17 protein-coding genes are annotated in these 23,998 nt (G+C 47.3%); 15 read left to right on the top strand and 2 right to left on the bottom strand.

Annotated elements, in window-relative coordinates:
* Positions 1-32: 32 nt before the first annotated feature.
* Positions 33-1,391: an ABC transporter substrate-binding protein gene (locus tag PUT07_RS00880; RefSeq protein ID WP_274465832.1), complete on the bottom strand. Its 1,359-nt coding sequence runs from the start codon at positions 1,389-1,391 to the stop codon at positions 33-35.
* A 223-nt stretch (positions 1,392-1,614) separates the two neighbouring features.
* Between PUT07_RS00880 and PUT07_RS00875 the strand changes: the two genes are divergently transcribed.
* From PUT07_RS00875 to PUT07_RS00835, 9 genes are all read left to right on the top strand, one after another.
* Positions 1,615-2,373, top strand: coding sequence for a response regulator transcription factor (locus PUT07_RS00875; RefSeq protein WP_274465831.1), 759 nt, complete (start codon positions 1,615-1,617; stop codon positions 2,371-2,373).
* Complete coding sequence (locus PUT07_RS00870) at positions 2,300-4,156, top strand: cache domain-containing sensor histidine kinase (RefSeq protein WP_274465830.1); 1,857 nt, start codon at positions 2,300-2,302, stop codon at positions 4,154-4,156. The genes PUT07_RS00875 and PUT07_RS00870 overlap by 74 nt, the downstream gene beginning before the upstream one ends.
* Positions 4,157-4,376: 220 nt before the next feature.
* Positions 4,377-4,568 carry a hypothetical protein gene (locus PUT07_RS00865; protein ID WP_274465829.1) on the top strand — a complete coding sequence of 64 codons (192 nt, stop codon included), beginning with the start codon at positions 4,377-4,379 and terminating at the stop codon, positions 4,566-4,568.
* A 161-nt stretch (positions 4,569-4,729) separates the two neighbouring features.
* Complete coding sequence (locus tag PUT07_RS00860; protein WP_274465828.1) at positions 4,730-5,476, top strand: YqjF family protein; 747 nt, start codon at positions 4,730-4,732, stop codon at positions 5,474-5,476.
* Positions 5,477-5,623: 147 nt separating this feature from the next.
* Positions 5,624-6,214, top strand: a complete 591-nt coding sequence (locus PUT07_RS00855; protein WP_274465827.1) for a YdcF family protein — start codon at positions 5,624-5,626, stop codon at positions 6,212-6,214.
* 422 nt (positions 6,215-6,636) lie between these two features.
* Entirely contained in the window at positions 6,637-10,320 is a 3,684-nt protein-coding gene (locus tag PUT07_RS00850) for a discoidin domain-containing protein (protein ID WP_274465826.1), read from the top strand.
* Positions 10,321-10,609: 289 nt separating this feature from the next.
* Positions 10,610-12,094, top strand: a complete 1,485-nt coding sequence (locus tag PUT07_RS00845) for an Lsa family ABC-F type ribosomal protection protein (protein ID WP_274465825.1) — start codon at positions 10,610-10,612, stop codon at positions 12,092-12,094.
* Between the two features lie 348 nt (positions 12,095-12,442).
* Positions 12,443-14,749 (top strand): Ig-like domain-containing protein, encoded by a 2,307-nt coding sequence (locus tag PUT07_RS00840; RefSeq protein WP_274465824.1) that lies wholly within the window; start codon positions 12,443-12,445, stop codon positions 14,747-14,749.
* 267 nt (positions 14,750-15,016) lie between these two features.
* Positions 15,017-17,134 (top strand): pectate lyase family protein, encoded by a 2,118-nt coding sequence (locus PUT07_RS00835; RefSeq protein WP_274465823.1) that lies wholly within the window; start codon positions 15,017-15,019, stop codon positions 17,132-17,134.
* 92 nt (positions 17,135-17,226) lie between these two features.
* Here PUT07_RS00835 and PUT07_RS00830 read toward each other — a convergent pair whose 3' ends face one another.
* Complete coding sequence (locus PUT07_RS00830) at positions 17,227-17,505, bottom strand: hypothetical protein (RefSeq protein WP_274465822.1); 279 nt, start codon at positions 17,503-17,505, stop codon at positions 17,227-17,229.
* Between the two features lie 197 nt (positions 17,506-17,702).
* On the opposite strand from PUT07_RS00830, the gene PUT07_RS00825 reads away from it, so the two are divergent.
* The 6 genes from PUT07_RS00825 (at position 17,703) to PUT07_RS00800 (ending at position 23,828) form a co-directional block, all read left to right on the top strand.
* Entirely contained in the window at positions 17,703-19,271 is a 1,569-nt protein-coding gene (locus tag PUT07_RS00825) for a spore germination protein (protein WP_274465821.1), read from the top strand.
* A gap of 2 nt (positions 19,272-19,273) precedes the next feature.
* Positions 19,274-20,437, top strand: a complete 1,164-nt coding sequence (locus PUT07_RS00820; protein ID WP_274467417.1) for a Ger(x)C family spore germination protein — start codon at positions 19,274-19,276, stop codon at positions 20,435-20,437.
* 20 nt (positions 20,438-20,457) lie between these two features.
* A complete protein-coding gene (locus PUT07_RS00815) occupies positions 20,458-20,652 on the top strand; it encodes a hypothetical protein (RefSeq protein ID WP_274465820.1) in 195 nt (64 codons plus the stop codon).
* A 34-nt stretch (positions 20,653-20,686) separates the two neighbouring features.
* Positions 20,687-21,796, top strand: a complete 1,110-nt coding sequence (locus tag PUT07_RS00810; protein WP_274465819.1) for a GerAB/ArcD/ProY family transporter — start codon at positions 20,687-20,689, stop codon at positions 21,794-21,796.
* A 142-nt stretch (positions 21,797-21,938) separates the two neighbouring features.
* The gene (locus PUT07_RS00805; RefSeq protein WP_274465818.1) at positions 21,939-22,319 is read left to right on the top strand and encodes a globin domain-containing protein; all 381 of its coding nucleotides are present in this window, start codon (positions 21,939-21,941) and stop codon (positions 22,317-22,319) included.
* A 681-nt stretch (positions 22,320-23,000) separates the two neighbouring features.
* On the top strand, positions 23,001-23,828 hold the full coding sequence (locus tag PUT07_RS00800; RefSeq protein WP_274465817.1) for a sugar phosphate isomerase/epimerase family protein: 828 nt from the start codon (positions 23,001-23,003) through the stop codon (positions 23,826-23,828).
* Positions 23,829-23,998 lie beyond the last annotated feature (170 nt).

Raw genomic sequence — 23,998 nt, 5'->3', positions numbered from 1 at the left:
GCCCTGACGGACAGCACTCCTTCGCGCTTCCCTTATTTTGCTTTCATTTCTTGGAGCTTGGAGGTGAAGCCGGCGTAAATTTCGTTGGCTGCTTGTTCCGGTGTAAGCTTATTGTAGATCAGCTTCTGGATGGAATCTTTCACGACTTGCGCAAGCTCTGCATTCGTGCTTATGACATTTGGTGAAATCGTCTTCTTCGCAGAAGCGAGTTCCAGACCTTTGGAAATGTTAGGATCCAGCTTGCCGGATTCCTCCAGCGCTTTGCGCGCCACGGTTGAAGCCGGAATTCCGCGCTGAGTGGTCAGAAGCAATGCAGCTTCTTTGTCATTGACCAGGTAATTAATAAATTTGGCGGCTTCCTCTTTGTTTGTCGAGTCTTGGGAGATGGCGAAACCTGTACCTGCAACGGTAGGGTTACCCGATTGAACGGCACCTGGATTCTCTGGGAATGCACGGACACCGATTTTGGCAGCAGGAACAGCTTGCTTATACTTGTCGATGGCTTGAACGTAGTCAAGCAGAAGACCGATTTCACCTTTCACCCATTTCGGATTTTGCTCCATCTTACCGACGAACGCGGTACTATCGCCGAACGGCTCAATTGCACCGCTCTTATATAGATTGGACAAGTAGGTAAGACCGTCCGTTAACTGAGCCTTATCGAAGCCAGGCGTGAAGTCGTCGTTCACCCAGCCCTTGCCTGTTTTTTGCATGATATACGGCTGCAGAATCAGCTTGTTAATCACGTCGATATCGGCCGTTAAGAGGTAAGCGTTTTTATCTTGTTCATGGACCTTTTTGCCTTCTTCGATCAGTTTATCCCAGGTCCATACGGTGTCGGCGGGAACTCCATGCTTCTGCATGAAATCTTCATTCAGAACGGTCGTTGCTGCGAACATACCGGACGGAACCATAATTTGTTTGCCCTTGTAGGCACCGTAATCCTTGAGGGCGGAATCCGGAATTTGTTTCGTATCAATCAAGCTGCTGACGGATTTCAGGTCCAACATGAAATCGCTCATCTCCACGGACCATTCATAGGTGAACTGGAATAAGTCGGGAGCGGTTCTGCCGGCGAATTGAGTGGCGAGCTTCTTGTTAAATCCGTCAAAGCCCATATATTCGGCTTCGATTTTGACATTCGGATGCAGCTTCATATAGGCGTCGATGGCAGCGAGCGTTGCTTTATGTCTAGCGTCGTTGCCCCACCAGGCAAAGCGCAGCGTAACGGGTTTGTTACCGCTTGCTGCCTTATCTGACCCGGTTCCGGTGGTAGAGCCGGAAGCAGCGGAGTCTTGGTTGGAGCCTGTGCCGCAAGCGGATAAAATGATGAGGATGCTAAGCAAGACGGCAAACATTTTGGACAAGCTATACAGTTTTCGGTTAAACAAAGTACTTCCCCCTGTCGGATAGTGAATTTCGGGCCCAACCCCAAGTTAACATGAATCCGTTTTCACAGAAAGGGGTTTCATTTTGGAACATGGTTCATTCCTTGCCCGTTTTGTTTGGATTAGGTATCATTTTTTTAGATTGTTCGCTTAAATTATGCCAATTTATGCATGCATTCCTTTTACTATTTATGAAAGTATATAATAAACAGGGGGAGGGTCGATCATGTACAGATTAGCATTTATTGATGATGAAACGGCGACTCGGGACACGCTTTGCAGCTGTTTTCCATGGGAGAAGGCCGGATTCGAGATTGTGGCACAGCTTGGAAATGGTATGGAAGCGCTCAAATATTTGCTCCAACACGAGCTGGACGCCATCCTTTGCGACATCAAGATGCCCGTCATGAATGGGATCGAGCTCGCGAGGGAAATTCATGAACGCAAACTGCCCGTCCAGGTCATCCTGCTGAGCGGGCTGAGGGATTTTGAGTTGGCACGGCAGGCCATCAGCTATGGAGTGCGGCACTACATGGTGAAGCCGGCCAAGTTCCAGAACTTGCATGATGTTCTCATGCAGCTTAAGCAGGAATTGGATGAGCAGAAGGGACGAGCAGATGAATCGGACTCTGACGTGCCGATGCAGGCGGACGTGAGCGCACAATCCCCTGATCATCCTGTGATTCAGCGCATACTTCACTACATCGAAGCCGAATACCGCAACGTAACGCTGGAGGATGTGGCACGGTTCGTGCATATGAATCCCAGCTATGTGAGTTCGTATTTCCGTAAGCTGACCGGTCAGAAATTTTCGGATTATGTGCTCGCGGTTCGAATGAGAAAAGCGGCCGAGCTTTTGCGGGAGCATCGCTGGAAAGCGCTTGAGGTCAGTGAAATGGTGGGATATGCAAATGCGAAAAATTTTATACGCGCTTTTAAGCAGTATTACGGGAAAACGCCCGGGCAGTTCAAGCACGAGCATTAAATATGTCAAACAGAGCGATGCGGCGCTGGCGCGTAAATTTTTCGCCGAGAACCTGCGAAGAGTTATCGTACTGTCGCTGATTCCTCTGACTATATTGGGTTCCTTGTCCATCTTCATTACGGTTTGGTATATCCGCGGCTCGATTGAGCAGAATAGCGAAAACCGGCTGAATCAGATCAATCAGCTCACGGAGGTCATTCCGGCTGAGCTTGATTCCTTAAGCCTCTCCTTCGACAAGGACCCGAAGATTAAAATCCGGCTGACGAACATATTGAACACGACCTCCTTTTCCTTTGAAGAAGTGGAAGCGCTCTTTTATTTGCGCAATGTCATTGATGTGCCGGCCAATTCCAAGTCCTATATTCATTCCATCTATATTTATTATGAGAATTCGCAAGGACGATTTCTAAGCTCGCGCGACGGCATCGCCCAGGTGGATTCGACACTGGATACGAGCTGGTACTCCTTTTATCAATCCGAAGCATTCAAGGGTGGCGAGGAGTTGATTACGCAGCCACGCGAGCTGATGACCAGTTCCGATCCTAACGGCACCACGCAGGTGCTGACGGTGTATCAGCCGTTCGGCGACCTGGATGCGAAGGGGCATCCCCGCGGTCTCATTGTGATGAATATCCTGCCTTCCTATTTCGCGAAATCACTGAATCTATTTAACGATTGGGAGGGCAGTTATTCGTATATCGCAGACTCTAACGGCACTCCGCTCATCACCTCCGACAGCTTCGGAGGCAGCATCGCGCTGCCGGCGGCTGAGCAGTTAACGAAGGGGCAATTGCTTCGCTCTTCCCTTGACGGCGCTCTGGTCACCATGAAGCAATCCCGGCGCTTGGCGTGGATTGCAGTATCCGTTATTCCGACGAAGGCCTTGTACAGCCTTCCGCGGATGATCGTGTATATCACCCTGGCGCTATCGGTGTTCTCCTTGCTGCTGAGCATGCTGTATGCTTTGTGGATCACAAGAAAAAATTACCGTCAGGTCACGCAAATCGTCCATGTGCTGGAGCATGCCGACCGCCATGAGGATAGTGTTCCTGCCATGCCGGAAAGAATTCAGGATGTGTACGAGCTGATCGTCAAGAACATTCTAGATACGTTTCTAGAGCAAAAGTATTTGCGAATCCAGCTTTCCGAGCGGCAGGCGAAGATGGAGCTGCTGGAGCTTAAAGCGCTTCAATCCCAGATGAACCCTCACTTCATGTCCAATACGCTGCACTCGATTTATTGGAAGGCTTTCCAGCTGACGCGTTCACCGAATGATGCCTGCGTCATGATCGAACAGTTGAGCGACTTATTGGAATATGCGCTGCGCGGAACGGATGACGCGGTAACGCTGCAGGATGAGCTTGCCAATGTACGAGGCTATATCCAACTGCAAAAAACTCGATTCTCTGATCGTTTGCAGGTGATTTGGGATACGAAGGAAGAGATGAAGGACTGCCGCGTTGTGAAAATCAGCATGCAGCCGCTGGTTGAGAACAGTATCCATATCGGCCTTGCCGCCCAGGATCGGCTGGCCGTTAAGGTCAAATGCCGTATGAATGGCACAAGCCTGCATGTGACCATTATCGATAACGGACCGGGCATACCGCGTGAACGGCTTGGGCAAATCTGCGCGTCATTCGACTCCGATGCGATGCAAGGCAAGCATCTTGGACTTTTTAATACCAACAAAAGGCTTATGCTTCATTACGGCGCAGGGAAGTGGATGCGTGTTCTAAGCAAGGAGGGGAAGGGTACGGCTATTACGTTGATCTTTCCGCAGTAGTTCTAAGAAATGGTACCATAACTTGGTTCAATGCAAACCAGAGGCTGCCGTGAAATTAAACGGGCGGCCTTTTCCACGTTCAGAATATCCTTGTGAACGAATATTGAACAGTGGTAAATTATTCGACTAAAATGGCAAAGATCGACATAATCCTAGAGAAGTCTATTTTATTATATTGTTATAACTCACAAATCCTTCATTACATAAGGAGCGTGTTAAATTGCAACAAGTATCCGATTATCTGTTTATGGGTTCTATGATTTTATTAATATTGACTTTACTTTTTAAAGGCTTAGGCTCAACAGGACATTCTAATCCGTTAGGAAATATCGATTTGCAAATGCAACAAAACCACAAAAATGACTTGGAAAAGCAAGATTTCATTATTTCAAGGATTCTTAAATCTTACTAATTATGGGTCTCAATTGTAGGAATAGTAATATCAATAGTCATATCAAAATTTTGATTGATCTTACTCATCATTTTTCTTCCATTTATAAAGCGCAAATGTTGTAAGCTTTATGATCTTGGCGATGTTCACAAAGTCATTCAAAGAGGAGTTGAGGCGAGGCAGTGCACGATTTGTTGAAACATACCGAACACAGGCCATACCCTCTTTCTCCCGGCCCTTGGATCATGACCCAGACATGGGAGAGGTTGCTTTTCGCTCATTGGCCGGTACCGAAGGACATTATGAAGGTACATTTGCCGAAGGATCTTCCGCTTGACACGTATGACGGTTATGCTTGGATCGGGATCGTACCATTCCACATGTGCGGTATACGCCTAAGATGGCTGCCGGCAGTTCCTTATTTGTCCGCTTTTCCAGAAATCAATGTGCGTACTTACGTCGTGAGGGATGGTAAGCCGGGAGTTTACTTCTTCAGCTTGGATGTTACGAATCCGATGGCAGTGGCATTAGCCAGAGGAGTGTTTCATTTGCCCTATTATCGGTCAAGGATGGGGATGGAGAAAGCCGGAGTCGGCTGGAGTTATAGAAGTGAGCGAACTAGCCGCTTCGCACCGCAGGCAGTATTCACGGGCTCCTACGCGCCGATATCGAACGTTTATCGGGCATCTCCCGGCTCCATCGACGAATGGCTGACAGAAAGGTATTGTTTATACACAACCCATGGCGGAAATCTGTACCGCGGTGAAATTCATCATTTGCCTTGGCCTCTTCAACGAGCGGAGGCGGAATTAGAAAAAAATGACATGCATTCGGATTTCAAACGTTATGTAACGAATTCAACCGCTCCGATTCTGCATTACGCTGATACGCTCAAAACCTTAATCTGGCCTCTAGTCAAGGTCACTTAAAAGTGCTCTATCATGTAGAGGCTGCCATCGATTTCCGATGGCAGCCTTTGCTAATATTCATGCATTGAACCACGAGTATTCTCGTTACGTCTTATCCTCAATATGGAAAATATATTTCGTAGTATTCATACCATGAGGTACTAACACATGAAAAAAATGAAAAAGTTTTGGATATGGGCGACTGTAGCAACAGTGACTATGATGCTTTTGACCGTGGCCTATTTCACGTGGATGAGCGGTCAGGTTATGGAGTCCTGGAAATCCGCCCACGGTAATCCTAGTGATTGCGCAATCGTTCTCGGTGCCGCCGTGTGGGATGGTAAGCCGAGTACAGCTATGAAGGAAAGGCTCGATATCGCACTCCAAGTTTATCAGGAAAAGCTGGCAGACCGCCTGATCCTTTCAGGAGGAGTGGGGGCTGGAGATCAGCTTTCCGAGGCTCAAGTCATGAAAGCCTACTTAATGGAAAAAGGGATACCTGAAGCCGCAATGCTCCTGGAAGAACAATCCCATTCCACCATGGAGAATCTCCTCAACAGCAAGGTCATCATGCGGGACAACGGGTATGCAAGTGCCATATTGGTCACTCATGGCTTTCACGCTTTAAGGGCTCGCCTCATGGCGGAGAGTATTGGTATCCAAGCTAGCGTTGAACCCGTTCAAATTCGGCCGATTGATCTAAGGTATTATGTGCTTCGTGAAGCCTTAGGTATCGCTGTCTTTAAGCTCGGCGGTTAAAAGGCCCGTGGGATAAGGATAAACCTTCCCTGAGGCCTTTTTGGCATCTAGCCGGTTTATGGCGCGGGCTCAGTAACTAGTATCCAACGTGACGCGTTGCAGGAAAATCTCCAATAGAACGCCGGACTGCGTAGTATCGTTCTTAACCCGGATGTTATTACCGCTATCGATATCGATAATGACACCTTGATGAAGCGCTATTTGTGATAATTCGTACCGAGTGATAAATATCGGACTATACGGAGCATAAACAATCTGATTATGATACAAACACGAGGCTGAGCAAGCGGAGCCTAATAAATGTAAGCGCTTATATGGGTCTGAAAGGAGAGCGGGTGGTTAAGATGCAGTACGAAATCAAACACATGCAGGAGAATAACCTGTGATCGCTTGTTCAGAAAATTAAGAGGAGGGATATTGAAATGGGGAAAATGTGTAAGTGGTATCCAACTCGCATTGTAGCCTTACTAATGGCACTCATCATTGCAGTAACGTTCATCCCTGTCGGCAATGTTCAAGGGGCGGGGACTCTGCTCAAAACCGGCAATTACCAATACAGCGTCGCCCCAAATGGGGGCAATTCTCCGGACAAAGGAGTAACCGGGTTGATCTCCTCAGCCAATGGCGTACTGTTGGACGGATTAACCACAACGTATGCCGGATTCATGGGGAACGGCACGGGTACGCCAGGGAGCGTTCAGGTCGTATTTGACCTGTTGAAGGATTACCCGTTAGACAGTATCAACGTCGTGCTGAACTCACCTAATTCGTTTTGGGGCTTTAAAGAGTTAACGGTCAAATACCGCCCTGAGGCTTCCGAAAATTACTATATCGCGGACAAACACACCAGAACGCCAATAATTACTTCCACGAGCCCAAGCTCAGCCTGGAACTATTCGGTCAACATCCCGATGTCGAACAAGACGGCTAGATTTATTATTATCGATATAAAACGTCCTCATGATTTTCAGCATATCCCCCTCACCGAAGTTCAAATTTATAAAGGGACCGGTCAGGAGGGTGTGAATCCCGGACCTGCGCTTACTTCGGAGCAAATGGCGCTCGAACTGAACAAGGACACCTTAACGGCAGAAAATTTACTGAAAACCGGCAATTATTTCTACAGCCACGCTCCGAACGGAGGCAGTCTTCCCGATAAAGGAATGACCGGGTTGGTCTCCTCGAGCAACGGTGTGTTACTTGACGGGTCCACCGCAACATATGCCGGATTTATGGGGAGCGCGACCTCTCCGGGGACGGTACAAGTGGTATTTGACCTGCTGAAGGACTATCCGTTGGACCGAATTAATCTGGTCCTGAATTCACCCAATTCGGCATGGGGGTTTAAAGAGTTTACCGTCAAATACCGACCTGAGGCTGTAACGGATTATTACTATATTGCTGCCAAGCACATCAGAACGCCTGGAATAACGTCCACGAGCCCAAGCTCAACCTGGAACTATGCCGTTAACATTCCGATGTCGAACAAGACGGCCCGATTTATTGTCATCGATATCAAGCGTCCTCATGCTTACCAGCATATCCCCCTCACCGAAATACAGATTTATAAAGGGACCGGCCAGGAGGGCGTGAATCCCGGACCTGCGCTTACGGCGGAACAAATGGCGCTCGAACTGAAAAAAGACGGCTTAATGGCCGACAAGTACGGACAATGGGTTTATGAAACCTGGCCGGGAAAGGTGACGTCCGACGAGCAGCTGCAGCAGGAATATACGAATGAGGCGAATGCGCTGTCAGATGTTTCACTGGATCTTACCCAATACGATCCATACGGCGGGATTAAAAGTGGAGGAGCTTACACAGGCAGCGGTTATTTCAGACTTCAGCAAATCGATAACAAATGGTGGTTTATTACCCCGGATGGATACAAATTTATTCTGAAGGGCGTGGATGCGACAAGTATCTGGGAATGGGGATACGGGACGCCGCTTAAGAAAGCTGACGGTACCCCGAGAGGGGTGTTCGAGGAGCTGCCTGATCCTGTGACTTATGCTCCTGCCTATGTAAATGATGCCAACGGCGAAAGAGTAAGCTTCATCGTTGCCAATGTAATGCGGAAATACGGCAGCAATTTCGAGTCCAAATGGGAGGACATCACGAAGAAGCGTCTGGTCGATTGGGGCTTTAACGCCTTTAGCAAGTGGACCAAGCCGACAAATATCACGTTTCCATATATTAATGTTCTGCAAGACCCCGGCAACTTGCGAAGGATTCAATGGACTTACGATGTATTTGACCCGCAGAGTGAAGCCATCATAGAATCCGCATTGACCCCACAGCTGGATAAAGCGAAGAATGACCCATGGCTAATCGGTTATACGTACGATAATGAGGCTGGTTGGACAACCGATATCGTCAAAGAGGTACTCACCTATAATTCGACGTCTGCGGCTAAAGGCGCTTTCGTGAATTTCCTTGCCCCAAGGTACAGCCATGATATTTCGGCCGTTAACCAGCTTTTGGGTACGAGTGCGGCATCGTTTGACGAGTTGAAAAATAGTTCGATCAATATAGCTAATGTGCCTGCTGCGGATGTATCGGAATTTATCAAGCTGGCATCCAGAACGTATTTCTCAACGATCAGAGATATAATCAAAAGACATGATACGAATCATCTGTTCTTAGGTGCGTCTGTCGTTCCCACCTGGCGGACCAGTCTGGAATGGGATTCGGCGGCTATGGAATTTGTAGATGCATTCTCGGTGGACAATTACACGAACGATCCTGGTTGGATTTCCAGATATGAAGCTTTCGGCAAACCTTTATTGAACCTGGAATATACATTTAGTACGACTCAACGTGGGTTGTCACCCGTCAATGGGGCTACGAGTGTGGCTAGTATAGCGGATAGAGGGATGGCCTACAAATCTTTCGTGGAAAGCGAAACTTCACATCCGTTGTTCGTTGGCTCAGGCTGGTTTTCGTACTTTGATCAAGCGGTTACGTGGCGTAAAGACGGTGAGAACTATAATATAGGCTTAGTCAACCAACAGGATCAGCCCTACACGGATATGGTCAATATTATGAAGACTGTCAATGCCGGATTGGAAAATATTCATGCGAATGGGATAAATCTCGCCTTGGATAGACCCGTCACGGCTAGCTCATCCCAATCCGCTTCGCTAGACGCCGGGTATGCCTTCGATGGGCAAACAACGACGAGCTGGGGATCGAACTTAACCGACAATGAATGGATCTATACGGATCTTGGTTCCATGAAGACGGTAAGCAGGGTTAAACTTAACTGGGGGACAGCATATGGTAAAGCCTATAAGATTCAGGTGTCGGACAATGCTGTAGACTGGACCGATGTATACAGCACGAATGCCGGCAATGGAGGCACAGACGATCTCTCTTTTACGGAGGCTAGTGCCAGGTATGTCAGGATGCTGGGTATACAGAGCGGTGCCGGCGGCGGATATTCGCTATCTGAATTGGAGGTATATGAGCAGTCTGGAGCACCATCGGATGAGATTCCGCCGGTTACGACCGATGATGCGCCTACGGACTGGAGGAGTACGGATGTAACGGTGTCGCTGAACGCTGCGGACAATCAATCCGGTGTCGATAGCACGCAATATCGGATCAATGGCGGCCAATGGCTGAGCTATGACGGCGCTTTCGACGTTTCGGCTGAAGGAACCAATACGATAGAATATCAAAGTAAGGACAAAGCAGGAAACCTGGAAGAGATCAAGCGTGTTCTCGTGAAAATAGACAAAACGGCGCCTGAATTTCAGATCAATCTGAATAAAGCGGTGCTGTGGCCGGCTAATCATGAACTGGTGACCGTTACAGCAGAAACGTACGGCGCAGTAGACGGGGGAGCTGGTATTAAGTCCATTATTTTACAATCCATCACCTCCAATGAACCGGATGATGGTACCGGTGACGGAGACACTTCGCAGGATATTCAACATGCAGACTTGGACCAACCGGATTATATGTTTGATTTGCGGGCTGAGCGATCCGGAAGCGGAGAAGGACGCGTATACACTATTACTTACATCGCTACGGATTATGCAGGCAACGTGAAGCAAGCAGCATTGAAGGTCAACGTTCCGAAGAACCGGGAACAAGGATGATCGGATCGATGGAGAAGTGGCTTGCAACATGGAAAATAGTATGTTAGAATTTCGCTACATTTAACAAACGGAGGTGAAGAGGATAATGTAATAGTTCTTGCTCTTTTTCTAAGAATAGAACAAGGCTTGTTTTATTCTTGGTTAGCAAGAGAGTTACTTTATCCTTTCACTCAAAACATAGATCCTTTTTCATCCCCTGACCGGGGTTGAATTTGTCGTATTTTTTTGAGCTGCGGGAAAGGTAACTTTCTTGCAGCTCTATTTTTTTTACGACAAAGGAGGGTGCCACATGTCTACGATTAACGTGTCAAACTTGACGTTTGCCTATGAAGGCAGCTACGACAACATCTTTGAGAACGTCAGCTTTCGGATGGACACGGACTGGAAATTGGGCTTTACAGGGAGGAATGGCCGGGGCAAAACGACGTTTCTCCAGCTATTGCTCGGCCAACTTGCATACAGTGGCCATATTTCGTCGAAGGTCGAATTCGAATATTTTCCATTCCCTGTGGAGCGCAAGGAAAGTCTTACGCATGAAGTCGTTGAAAATATACATCCGGACTATGAGCGTTGGCAATTCATGCGGGAGTTATCGCTGCTCAAAGTGTCCGAGGACGTGTTATACCGGCCTTTCCATTCGTTGTCTAACGGCGAACAGACCAAGGTGCTGCTGGCGACCTTGTTCATGAAGGAGAACAATTTCCTGCTTATTGACGAGCCGACGAACCACCTGGATCAGGACGCGAGGAAGCAGGTCAGCCGATATTTGAAATCAAAGAGCGGGTTCATTCTTGTCTCGCATGACAGAGCGTTTCTCGATCATTGCGTCGATCACATTCTCTCCATCAACAAAACCAATATCGAGATCCAGAAAGGCAACTTTTCGAGCTGGTGGGAAAATAAGCGGAGGCAGGATCAGTTCGAGCTTGCCACGGACGAGAAACTCCGAAAGAGCATCAAACAGCTCGCTGATTCGGCCAAACGTACGGGGAATTGGGCGCATGCGATAGAGCAAAGCAAGAACGGCACAAGGAATTCCGGCTCCAAAATCGACAAAGGCTACGTAGGTCACAAAGCCGCGAAAATGATGAAGCGATCGAAGTCGATTGAAAAAAGGCAGCAATCGGCCATCGAAGCGAAATCCAAGCTTTTGAAAAATGTGGAAAGCTCCGAAAGCTTGGAGATCACACAGCTCTCTTATCATTTGCCTACACTTGTCGAGCTGGATGCGATTTCGATTCATTATGGGGAAAGACAGGTATGCGAGAATGTAAGCTTTACGATTGAGCCAGGCGAACGCATTGCACTAGCGGGCCCGAACGGCTCGGGAAAATCTTCAATCCTCAAGCTGATATGCGGGGAGGGGATAAGCTACACCGGAAGCTTGCAGAAGGATAGCCAGTTACAGATAACGTACGTATCGCAGGATACTTCCCACCTTCGTGGAGATTTGTCGGACTATGCTAGGGAGCATGGCATTGACGAAAGTTTGTTTAAATCCATACTAAGGAAGCTTGATTTCTCCGAAATTCAGTTTGAGAAGGATATGTCGGCGTATAGCGGCGGCCAGAAGAAAAAGGTGCTGCTCGCCAAAAGCCTGAGCGAGAACGTGCATTTGCATATATGGGACGAACCGCTTAACTTTATTGATGTCATCTCCCGTATGCAAATCGAGGAACTGCTGCTTGAGTACACGCCAACCATGCTGTTCGTGGAGCATGACAGCGAGTTTTGCGAGAATATCGCAACGAAGATTGTAAAACTGACAAACTAACTCTTTTTGAGGAGGAGAAGGCTAAGATGGTTGAAGTTGAAGTTGTAGATGATTTGGTGAACCTGCTCATCCCGGATGAGAAGGTTCACGTACATATTGGGTGGGAAATGTACCCGTTTATCGACAAAGGCACCTAGCGTTACTCCCTTGGCTGCGAATTTGGATAATTTTGTTTATGCTCCATATAACCTGCGTCTCGTCATTGCCGCGTACTGGGGCATAAGCCCAAAAGTTGTTTCAGAGCTATAGCTTGGCATCTGTCCGGGGGCACATAATGGGTTAACAGCTTGGGAATGAAGCTGCAAGCGATTACAAGTTGTTAACCTATTATTGGAGGAGGACGAAGTAGTGAAGAAAAAGACGCTCATTTCTGTACTGGCAGCAGTTCAGCTAATAGGTTCCGTGCACGTGAGTGCTTCGACAGGCGAGACGGCGAATGGGACAGGCACGGTGCCTGCATTTCCGGGAGCCGAAGGCGGCGGCATGTATACGAGCGGCGGGCGCGGATACGACGTATACGAGGTCACGACTTTGGCCGACTATGGGCTTGGCGATACGCCGATTCCGGGCTCGCTGCGCGATGGGGTGAGTCAAGGAAACCGAAATGTGATCTTTCGTGTATCCGGGACGATCCATTTGAAGCAGCCGCTCAAAATTAAGCAAAAGAACCTTACGATAGCCGGACAAACAGCCCCTGGCGATGGCATCGCTATTGCCGGTTATGGCACGGACATTTCGGGCTCGGAGAATCTCATAATCCGTTACTTGCGGTTTCGTCCCGGCAGCGCCAATATAGCTTCGGAACCCGACGCCTTTGGCGGAAGAGATGTCACAAACGCCATCATCGACCATATTTCCACCAGCTGGTCGGTGGATGAGACGTTGTCTTTTTACCGGAATGAGAACACGACCCTGCAATGGAGCATCATCAGTGAAAGCATGTTGTTATCGGGACATGTCAAGGGAAGACATGGATATGGCGGAATATGGGGCGGCGAGAACGCGACCTTCGCCAATAATCTGCTCGCGAGTCATGTAAGCCGCGTCCCCGCGCTCGGGAATACAGGCAATAAGGTGAATCCTGTCTCCAGTACGGATTTGGTGAATAACGTCATGTACAATTGGGGCTTTAATTCCACCTATGGCGGGAACGATCAAGAAAATAACATGATTAACAATTATTATAAGCCCGGCCCTTCTACACATGAGAAAGTGATGAAACGGATTGTCAGCCCCGGTCAGGACGGCAGGCTAAGCTGGTTCCACATTTCAGGTAATTATATGGAGGGGGATCAAGCCGTATCAGCCGACAATGCGTTGGGGACCGAAGAAATCAAAAGCGGCACGTCGTTCTCCGACACGCCATACGAGGTGCTGGGCCATGATACGCTCAGCATTAGCACGGCTGAACAAGCTTACGAACGGGTACTGAGTCAGGCAGGAGCGACGTATCCGCGCAGAGATGCTGTCGATGCCCGAATCGTGAACGACGTGCGGAACGGGACCGGCAGACTGATCAATAATGAATGGGAAGCAGGCGGCTATCCAGAGTTGAAGTCGGTGGAAGCTCCGAAGGATACGGATCATGATGGCATGCCGGATGTCTGGGAAATCGAGGCGGGCCTGAACCCAAGTGATGCTGCCGATGGCAAGCAGGTGACGGAATCAGGGTATTCCAACCTGGAATTGTATATGAACGGGCTAGTCCGCATCGATCATAAAGCCGAGAATCCGGACGTCGTGCTTCAGTCACCTGCATTGAATAGTATTCATAAAGCCGGATCGCCCATCAAATTGAACGCAAAGCTAAGTAACAAAGGAAGCATCGCCAAGGTCGAGTATTATGCCAATGATGTGAAAATTGGGGAATCGACGAAAGGTTCGTTCGATTTCGCATGGCAAGATGTTCCCGACGGCACTTGGTTCGTTTCTGCGAAAGCGACCGATCACGAAGGTAATGCGACACAGACGACCTCGATGCCGATTCACGTAAATACGGAGAAACAACACGGTGATTGGACATCCAAGGATATTGGCGAAGTGCCCATTCAAGGAAATGCCTCATTGGCCGATGGGGTGCTTACAGTTAAGGGAGCTGGCCGGATCGGCGAAACGGCAGATGCCTTCCAGTTTGCCTCCCAAGCGGTGAAAGGCGATACCGAGCTGGTAGCAAGGATTGACTCGTTAACGAAGGTGGACAACAATGCGATCTCGGGCTTGATGATTCGAGAAAGTCTCGCGGCGGATGCGGCTACAGCCATCATCAGTACGTCGGTCGTGAAGGCTGATAAGCAAGATACGCCGTATTCCGTTCATTTTTCAACACGTGCATCCACAGGGGAGCCGATCTTAGCGCTTGGCGAGAACGATCGACCGGAGGATTACGGTGTACCTACCTTGAAAGGGACGGAACTGCCTTATTGGTTGAAAATTGCCAGAATAGGGGACACCATCACGGGGTACGCTTCGGAAGACGGAACGAACTGGACGGAAGTGGGGCATAAAACGATTGCGATGAACGAAACGGTGTATATCGGTTTTGCCGTCGATGCCGCTCAAAATACGAGCCGCATTCACAATTACAACACGGCAACCTTCTCTAACTTTACATTGGCAGGAGAAGTCGTTGGCCACCATAAAGGCGGCGGCAACTAGGTTCCGCGGTACCATAAAAAATGACAGTTATCTCTAAGCGGAGATAACTGTTTTTATTTGATTAGATCTCGAAGTATCATATCCCTCGCCGATAATCATTAACTCAGAAATAGGGGGGATATGAGCAAATGATTATTTCGGCACCGCCTTCATAACTGGTACGCTGAGGATGCTCGAGCTGATTGATGACGATGCGAGAGGGGGGATAGAGCAAACTTGTAAGCGATTTCAAGTATTCTCAACCAATCTACTGCGGGAGGAATTCAATTGAACAAGAGTGTTGCCAAAGTAACGAGTTACGTTTTACTGTTTGCCCTTGTGCTATCTTTCATCGTGGCCAATACGGCCGTACATGCTGCCGGTCTTTCGATCAGCAACAGCGGAGGCTGGAATGAGACGGCCTATGTTAAATGGGCGCCTGTGAGTAATGCTCAGGGGTATAATGTTTATGTTAAGCCTGCCGGCGCGGCAGATGCTCAATATAAACAAATCGATACGCAATTAATCCGCAGATACGCTGCATTTTGGCGAGCTGACGCTGTAGGGCTTGCAGCCGGCAGTTATGTTATGAAGGTGGAAGCGGTACTGTCCGATGGTTCCAAAGAGAGTGTCGTTTCCAATGCGATATCGGTAGCACCGCATGACAGATCCGGATTTGCTTTTGCAGATAACTCGCCATTTGGCACAGGTTCAGGTGCTTATAATGAGGATGGCACGCTTAAGAATGGCGCTCAAGTTCTTTATGTAACCTCTGCGACTGCCAAAACCGTAGCTCTTGATGTGAAAATCAATAGCGCAGGGGATGTACAAACCGGAGTTGGTCTAGGTCCGATCCTGGCCTTAAGACAAAAAGGCTATGATAAAACGCCGCTAGCCATCCGATTTATTGGGAAAGTAACCGCTGCCGACATGAGCGGACAGCTGAACAGCAGTGGATTCCTTGAAGTTAAAGGTAAATCCAACTATTCGGAAATGAACATGACCTTGGAAGGTATCGGAGAAGACGCCTATGCGTATGGATGGGGAATGCTGCTCAGATATGTCGGTAATGTAGAGGTTAGAAACTTAGGGATCATGTTATTCCCTGACGATGGTCTTTCCCTGGATACGGGGAATGCGAATGTTTGGCTGCATCATAACGATATTTTCTATGGAACTGCAGGAGGAGATGCCGACCAAGCAAAAGGCGATGGTTCAACGGACCTTAAAAAAGCATCGACTTATATTACAATCGCCTACAATCACTACTGGGATTCCGGCAAAGCCGCTCTCGTCGGTTTGAGTGAAACATCGGAATTCTTCGTCACCTTCCACCATAACTGGTTTGACCATTCAGACTCTCGTCATCCGCGTATAAGAACAGGGACTATCCATATCTATAATAATTTCTTTGATGGTGTCTCCAAATATGGCGTGGGTGCTACAACAGGAAGTTCTGCTTTCGTAGAATCCAACTATTACCGACATGCCAAAAACCCAATGCTGATTTCCTTACAGGGTACGGATATGCAGGATGGGGAAGGTACTTTCTCAGGTGAACCTGGAGGCATGATCAAAGCCTACAATAACATTACGCTGGATCCTGGAAGTCTTATTTATGCAAATTCCGATGCAGGAACAGCTCCCGCTAGTGCAACCCAATTCGATGCCTACTTAGCTTCGACAAGAAATGAAACAGTTCCGAACATCTATAAAGCATTATCAGGCGGAACACCTTATAATAACTTCGATACGACGATCGACACGGGTGTTAATGTCTCTAACATTGATGCTGTAAGCACGGTGGAACAAGTGGTTACTGCAGAAGCGGGACGGCTAAATAGCGGAGACTTTACATGGGAATTCGTTGATTCCGTCGATGACACATCGTCAGTCCTGAATTCGGCCCTGATGTCTAAAATTCAAAGTTACACCACGCAGCTTGTCTCTGTGGGCGGTAATTCAACAGATCCGGCAACGCCAACACCAACGCCTACCGCACCACCAACAACACCAACGCCAACACCAACGCCACCAACATCGCCAACACCTACACCTACGCCGCCGCCTACTTCGACAATTGTTCATAACTTTACGACGGATGGCAAAACAAGCAGCTTCTTCCATATTCAAGGGAACCTTTCAACAACGAAGGGAACAGTGGCCTATAACGGTTTAACACTAACCCAGTGCTTGAAAATGGAGTCCGGAACTACGATTGACTTTACGACGACTACAGCATCCACGTTAACATTAGTGCTGAATACGGCCGACGGGACAAAAGTTAAGATCGACGGAACCGATTATGCAATGACGAACGGTATGATCACCGTATCCCTTGCGTCTGGCGCTCATACGATTACAAAAGCTGATGTCACTAATCTTTATTACATGAAACTAGAGTAATTGCGTTCAAGAACAGCGACAGCCAAGGACTTTATTGCCACGTCCACGGCTGTCGCTGTTTTGATTTCTTAAGAATCTGTTTAGTCCTAAAGCTATTTCAAGAATTTGGAGCCTTCAGGTAACACAGCATCCTTATCGACCGCAATAACGCCTACCCCGCCAGGGATAAAAGCAGCAACGGTATTTTCATCCACATTTAAATAACGGCCAGGAATATACATACCGTCGACAAAAGTGTGAATAAAGCCATTCTTATACGTGTAGGTTGGCGGCGTATCCGCAGTCGTCTCAGCAGCGGCGCTAATGGCGCTAGGAATCATTAAACTCGAACTCGCAAGAAGCACTATCAATTTTGTTTTGAAGGAACGCATAATGGAACACTCTCCCAAAGGTAGTTTTATTAAAGCTCTATAGTACTTATAAACAATTGGGATATTTTTGAAACGGATGAAAGCAAAAACTTTGAAAAAAATGTTTTCAAATAAAACGAGAAGCCGCCTATTCATTGCTGCAATGAATATTGTTTTGGCTTTATTTGCATGCTAAGAAGAAAAAAGTTGGAGTATTTATGCATTTCCCCAGTTGGTTTAAGAAGCAGAACAAAACATTTCTCAACCGTTCATTGGCTAACCTGTCTCCCCTGCCGAATGTTGAGGTGGAGTTAAGCTGCAGAAGGCAATGGTTTGAAGAGCAGTTGAGAAATTGCGCGGACATTCGTTTTCATGAATGCATGACGGGGCACATTGCTTGTGTATTCATTTTCGTCGAGGGTCTCGTCGATCAAAAAATGCTTCAAGAGCAAGTGATTGCACCGCTGCTTATGGACATACCTGCTGGTTCGACGGAGGAACTCGTAGCGCATATCCTTCGATTCAAGCATCTGCCGGTTTCGGCGATTACGAGCAGCAGCGAAGTCAATAGCGTATTGCAGGGCTTGTTTGAAGGTACGATTGTATTGTTGATCGATAATGAGCCCAGCATGATTTTGTTTCCTATGAAATCCGTTGAAAAGAGGGCCATTCAACAAGCGGAGAATGAGAACGTCATTCGTGGACCGAAGCAGGCCTTTGTTGAGGATTTATCCGTTAATATTACGATGATTCGCAAAATCATCAAGCACCCGGCATTGAAGGTTGAAAAATTTCAATTCGGCGAGTTCACTCATACAACAGTCATGATCTGTTATATAGAAGGGATCTGCCAACAAAAGCTGGTGCAGGAAGTCAAAACGCGCATATCGCGAATAGAGATAGATGCCGTATTGGGCAGCAGTTATATTGAAGAATTTATTGAGGACAATCCATACTCGCCATTCCCTCAAGTGCAGTATACAGAAAGACCGGACACCTTATGTGCAGCGCTGCTTGAAGGGAGAGTTGCCGTCCTTGTTGACGGAACGCCTGTGCCGATCATGGTTCCTGTTACTTTATACATGCTGCTTCAATCGGCTGAGGACTACTACCAAAGATATATAGCCGCCACTTGGATTCGATGGATACGGTACTTTTTTCTATTGATTTCTTTCTTACTGCCCTCTGTTTACATCGCCGTAACAACGTTCCATCCTGAAATGCTTCCGCCCAATCTCTTGGTGGCTGTAGCGGCAGCCAGGGAGAATGTCCCCTTTCCTGCCATTATTGAAGCTATTATTATGGAAATTACGTTTGAAGCGCTAAGGGAGGCCGGATTGCGAATTCCTAAGCCGATCGGGCAGACGGTTTCCATTATCGGAGCCTTAGTCATCGGACAGGCCGCTGTACAGGCAGGCATTGTGTCAGCGCCAATGGTTATCGTTGTCTCGATCACGGGAATAGCCTCATTCATAATCCCGCATTTTGATTTGGGATTAACGTTCCGGTTATTGCGTTTTCCTGTCATGATCCTTGCCGCATCTTTGGGGCTTTACGGCGTGATTCTATGTATCATACTTATTTATCTTCATCTGGTAACCCTACGTTCGTTCGGGACGTCCTACCTCACGCCAACAGCACCTATTGCCTTTAGTGACTGGAAGGATGTACTGATTCGTGTACCCATGTGGATGATGAAGAAAAGACCTACGATCTATGGTTCGGAAGGCGGTCAGAGGCTGCGATATAGACCAAGACCGCAAATTCCAGAAGATGATGGTGATTGACAATGAAGCGTCTTATAGGAGCGTTTGGCCTGTTTGCTTGCATAATCATATTGAGCGGGTGTTGGTCAAGGATTGAGATCAATGACCGCGCTTTTGTGACCGCGATGTTTATTGATTACCCGGAAGATGGCGTCTATGAAGTTTCGTTAGGGTTTCCTTTGCCCAATCGAATGGCGACTGGAATCGGACTATCTCTGGGAGGGACTAGCGGCAACCCCTACTCCATCGTTACGAAAAGAGGCGAGAGTATCCCTGTGGCCATTCGGAAGATCCGTTCGGACCTGTCAAGGGAAATTTCATGGGGCCACTGCCGTGTTATTGTCATCGGCCGCAAAATGGCGGAACTCGGGATTGATCAATTGTTAGAGTTCACGGCGCGTGAACCGAATTTCCATACCAAAACCTTTTTGTTTGTCTCTCCAACCACAGGGAAAGATATTGCCAATTTAACCCCAGTCTTCGAACGGCTTCCATCCGAAGTATTGCGTGAGTTCGCCCAGAGAAATGTGACGCTTGGTGCGACAATCAAGGACTTTCTGGAAGCCGAAGCATCGGGAGGGGATATGGTGACAGGTTTGCTGACCATTGGGCAAATGGAGATGGTCAGTGAGAAAGGGAAAATGAGCACATGGGTTGGAACAGATGGCGCGGCGCTTTTCAAAAGCGGGACTATGGTCGGAACATTAGATGTTATAGGGATGCGGGCAGGACTCTGGCTTAATGGAAAAATGATGAGTTCGATGAACTCGATTCATTCACCGACGGACGGGAAAACGATCAGCTTTCTGATCCAAACCTCCAAATCGTCTATTACCCCCATCGTCCATGGTGACAAGATTGAATTCAGCATTCGTATTGAAGCTGAGGATGATGTGCTGTCCTCTGAATCCAATCTTGATTTAATGGATCCCGAACAAATACGAATGCTTGAGAGCTTGCTATCGGAGCAGTTGAAGGACAGGGTTACTCGAACATTGCGAACGACTCAATCCAAAGGTGCTGACGTATTCAATTTCGGAAAAATGGTCTCATGGAAATACCCCAAGAAGTGGAAAGAAATCAAGAGCCATTGGCGTGAAACATATGCCAATTGCGAGTTTCATGTAGATGCCCGAATCTTCGTCAAACGGACTGGAACCGAAAAAAATACAGTTATTCGAGACTAGAAGGAATCGGAGGATTGTTCATGATTGGCATAACGATCGTGTTTGTGGCAATAGCGGGCTATGAGCTCCAGTTTCTAATTCGGCACAGGCGTAAACCGAGAACGTTTTGGATTGCAGGTTCGTTTCTTGCAGCCGCTTATTTATATATAATGGCTATTCATGCTTATGATCTGCCAAGCGTTAACCGGATTATTGAATATGTCTTTAATTTCTAATTCATCTGGGATGAATGAGGGGAAGGATGTCGGCATGCAGCGAATCAGACAAATCGAACTGGGTTTGATGTTTGTTTTATTTAATTTCTCAACCGCCGCCGGTTTTCTGATTGGCCCTCTGACGAGTACAGCAGGTTATCAGGGGTGGGTAAGCATATTCATCGCACACACCGGCGGGCTCCTGATAGCCTGCTTATCGATTGCATATGTAAAGAAGCGGCAGAATGAATTCTTGATTCATTATGGGAAGGAAGTGGTCGGCCGATGGATCAACTTCATCATGATGGTGATTTATGCCTTTTTCTTCATTCATCTAGCCGGGATTGTCCTCCGGCAGGCTACAGATTTTCTGGTGCAGATTTATTTGCCTTCAACGCCAGCATGGGTTATTGCCAGCTCATTTGGACTCGTTATCGCCATCGCTGTGAGGTCCGGGATCGAGGCCATATTCCGATGTGCCGCGGGATTCTTTTTTGTCATTTTCTCCACAGCAACGTTGGTTCCCTTTCTAGTGGGCAAAGAATTGGATTACCATCGGGGCATTGCCTTACTAACCAATCTAAGTTTAGGCGATCTGGTTCAGACGAGCTATCCGTTTGTTCCATGGTTCGGCGAAATGTTCTTAGTCATTTTCATCTTTCCCTTCCTTGCTAACGCAGAGAAAACGCCTCGGACTTTACTATGGTCCTCTATGATAAGTCTGCTTTTCTTTGAGGTCTATTTTTTATTGTGTATTCTGCTATTTGATGAGACGTTAATGGCACATTTCACATATCCCATATTAGAAATGCTGCGATTCATTCGCATAGGCGATTTTTTGGAAAATTTAGACCCGATTGTAGTGGCCATTTGGATTGCAGGACTATTTATTAAAATTAGCATCCTGCTCTATATGGCTGTATTCATTTCCTCACAACTCCTGCAGCTTAAAGACTCCAGACCGCTTTCCTTCTCGATTGGGGCAGTGATGGTGGGAATGTCTATGCATTCCGTTAAAAACTTGATCGAGCTTAATCATTTTATCACGCATGCCTGGGTCAATTTTGCCTACTTCATAGAATGTTCACCGCTGATATATTGGGCGATTTCCGTGGTGCGAGGCCGATTCTTAAGTCGGGCACAAGGAGGGAAGGATGCTGTTTGAGAAGGAGGAGGCAGAAAGAAATATTCATTATTTGATCTCATTCAGTGTGATTACAATAACATCCTTTACTTTGAGAATGAGGTAAACTTAAACTTGTAGAAGGCATATAAGCTTTTTTTACTTTTTCAAAGGGGGATCATTCATGGAATTATACGAATATATCGGAGGAGAAGCGACAATACGGAGAATCGTAGAGACGTTTTACCCGAAAGTTCTTGCTCATCCAAGTCTTGCGCCTATTTTTCCTGAGGATATAGATTCTTTGGTCGAGAAGCAATATCAGTTTTTGACGCAATTTTTCGGAGGCCCTCCGTTATATACGGCTGAACACGGGAATCCGATGATGAGGGCGCGGCATATGCCATTTCCAATTACGCCAAGTCGTGCGGAGGCATGGTTAGACTGTATGCGGATTACGCTCGAGGAAGTCGTGCCATCCAAAGAAACGCGGGCCATCATATTGGAACGCTTGAAAGGACCTGCTTTCTTTTTTGTAAATACGGATGAACAAGAAGGCCAGTAACATGGGATCAAGAAGAGAACGCACATCATACAATCAATCAACTAGAGGGTGATCTTGTGTTATCCTATATTTTCATTGCCGCTATTGCATTTATTGGGCTCCTGGCCACATTCGCTGTAGGCATATCGAAAGCTAACCAAACGGAAGGAAGTCAGTACAGCAACAAAACCAAAGGCAACATTCTTAGATTAACCCTTCTCAATGCGCTTTATGTTGTTATCTTGGTTGTCGTTTTTTTGGTTTACATCCGTTATTTCCAGTAAAGACATTAGTAGTGGATGGCGTAAAAAATGATGAATTGGTGGGTTACATTCCTTCTATTCAACTTTATGATAGGTATGAGAATTACGTTGCCTGTCATAATCGGTGTAAAGGAGAGGAATAGAATGGCAGCTCAAATAGCTTTTATTTTTCTTTGTATTGCGTTTTTCAGCGGTCCATTGCTTTTTTTCATTGGGGGACCCATCCTAGTACGTGCGGATGAACTTGAGTGCGGGGCTAAGCATTAAGATCTTCTATGTATATAAAAAAACGAGGCTGCCGGTGGAAATGAATCGGCAGCCTTGCTGTGTTTTGGTAAACCTTGAGAGGCATAGAAGGGGATCCTCCATCAGGCATCGAAAGAAAATGGGTAAGAATGGGTCTTACTTGACCCGCTCTCTATAAGAGGAGGGAATGGCATTGATCACTTTAACTGGATTTGCGGACGAAATTTCACCTGATTTGGATACGCAGTTAGATACGTTGACCGCGGAGGGCATCTCTTATCTGGAGCTGCGCAGCGTATGGAAAACCAATGTATTGAAATTATCGGACGCTCAGGTAGAGCGCATAAAGCAGCAATTAGACAGCCGGGGTATCCAAGTTTCGTCGATCGGCTCGCCAATCGGGAAAATCAAGATCACGGACGATTTTGAGCCTCATTTGCTTGATTTTCAACGAGCCATCGCTTTGGCCCGATTTTTCGAAACGCCGTACATCCGTATTTTTTCGTTTCTCATACCAAGCGGAGAGAGCCCCGATCACTACAAGGAAGAAGTGCTCCTTAGAATGAAGGAGCTTGTCCGGATCGCGGAACAAGAGCACGTGATCCTGCTGCATGAGAATGAGAAGCATATTTATGGGGATACGGGAGAGCGCTGCCGAGTCCTGTTAGAGGCTTGCCAATCTTCACATTTCCGCTGTGCATTCGATCCCGCAAACTATATTCAGTGTCGTGTCCGCCCTATGACAGAAGCACACCCGCTTGTAGATGATTATATATCTTATATTCATATCAAGGATGCGCTCTTGGAAACAGGGAAGGTCGTTCCGGCCGGTGAAGGGGATGGTCAGCTTGCAGAGCTGCTTGCTAATTTAAGAGATCGGAAGTACGAAGGGTTTCTATCGCTGGAGCCTCATCTCGCGGCAGATGGGAAGTACCAAGGATATTCCGGAGCAGAGCTGTTCAAGGTAGCTTCCAATGCCATCAAAGGTATGCTTCAACAGGCAGGGATGGAGTGGAAATAATTGAATTCCAAACGAGTGAAGAATACATACATGCATTAATCGACAACGGCAGCCCGCATACGCTCGGCTGCCGTTGTCCATCAAAAAAAGAACCTGGAAATACTGTCCAGGTTCTTCTGTATTGCACATAAACAAACACGATGATATAATCAGATCACGACTGTTTTTCG

The organism is Paenibacillus sp. MAHUQ-63 (assembly GCF_028765165.1).
Taxonomy (GTDB): domain Bacteria; phylum Bacillota; class Bacilli; order Paenibacillales; family NBRC-103111; genus Paenibacillus_E.
The sequence above is the reverse complement of the archived record's forward strand: the minus strand, read 5'-3'. Positions and strand labels throughout refer to the sequence as shown.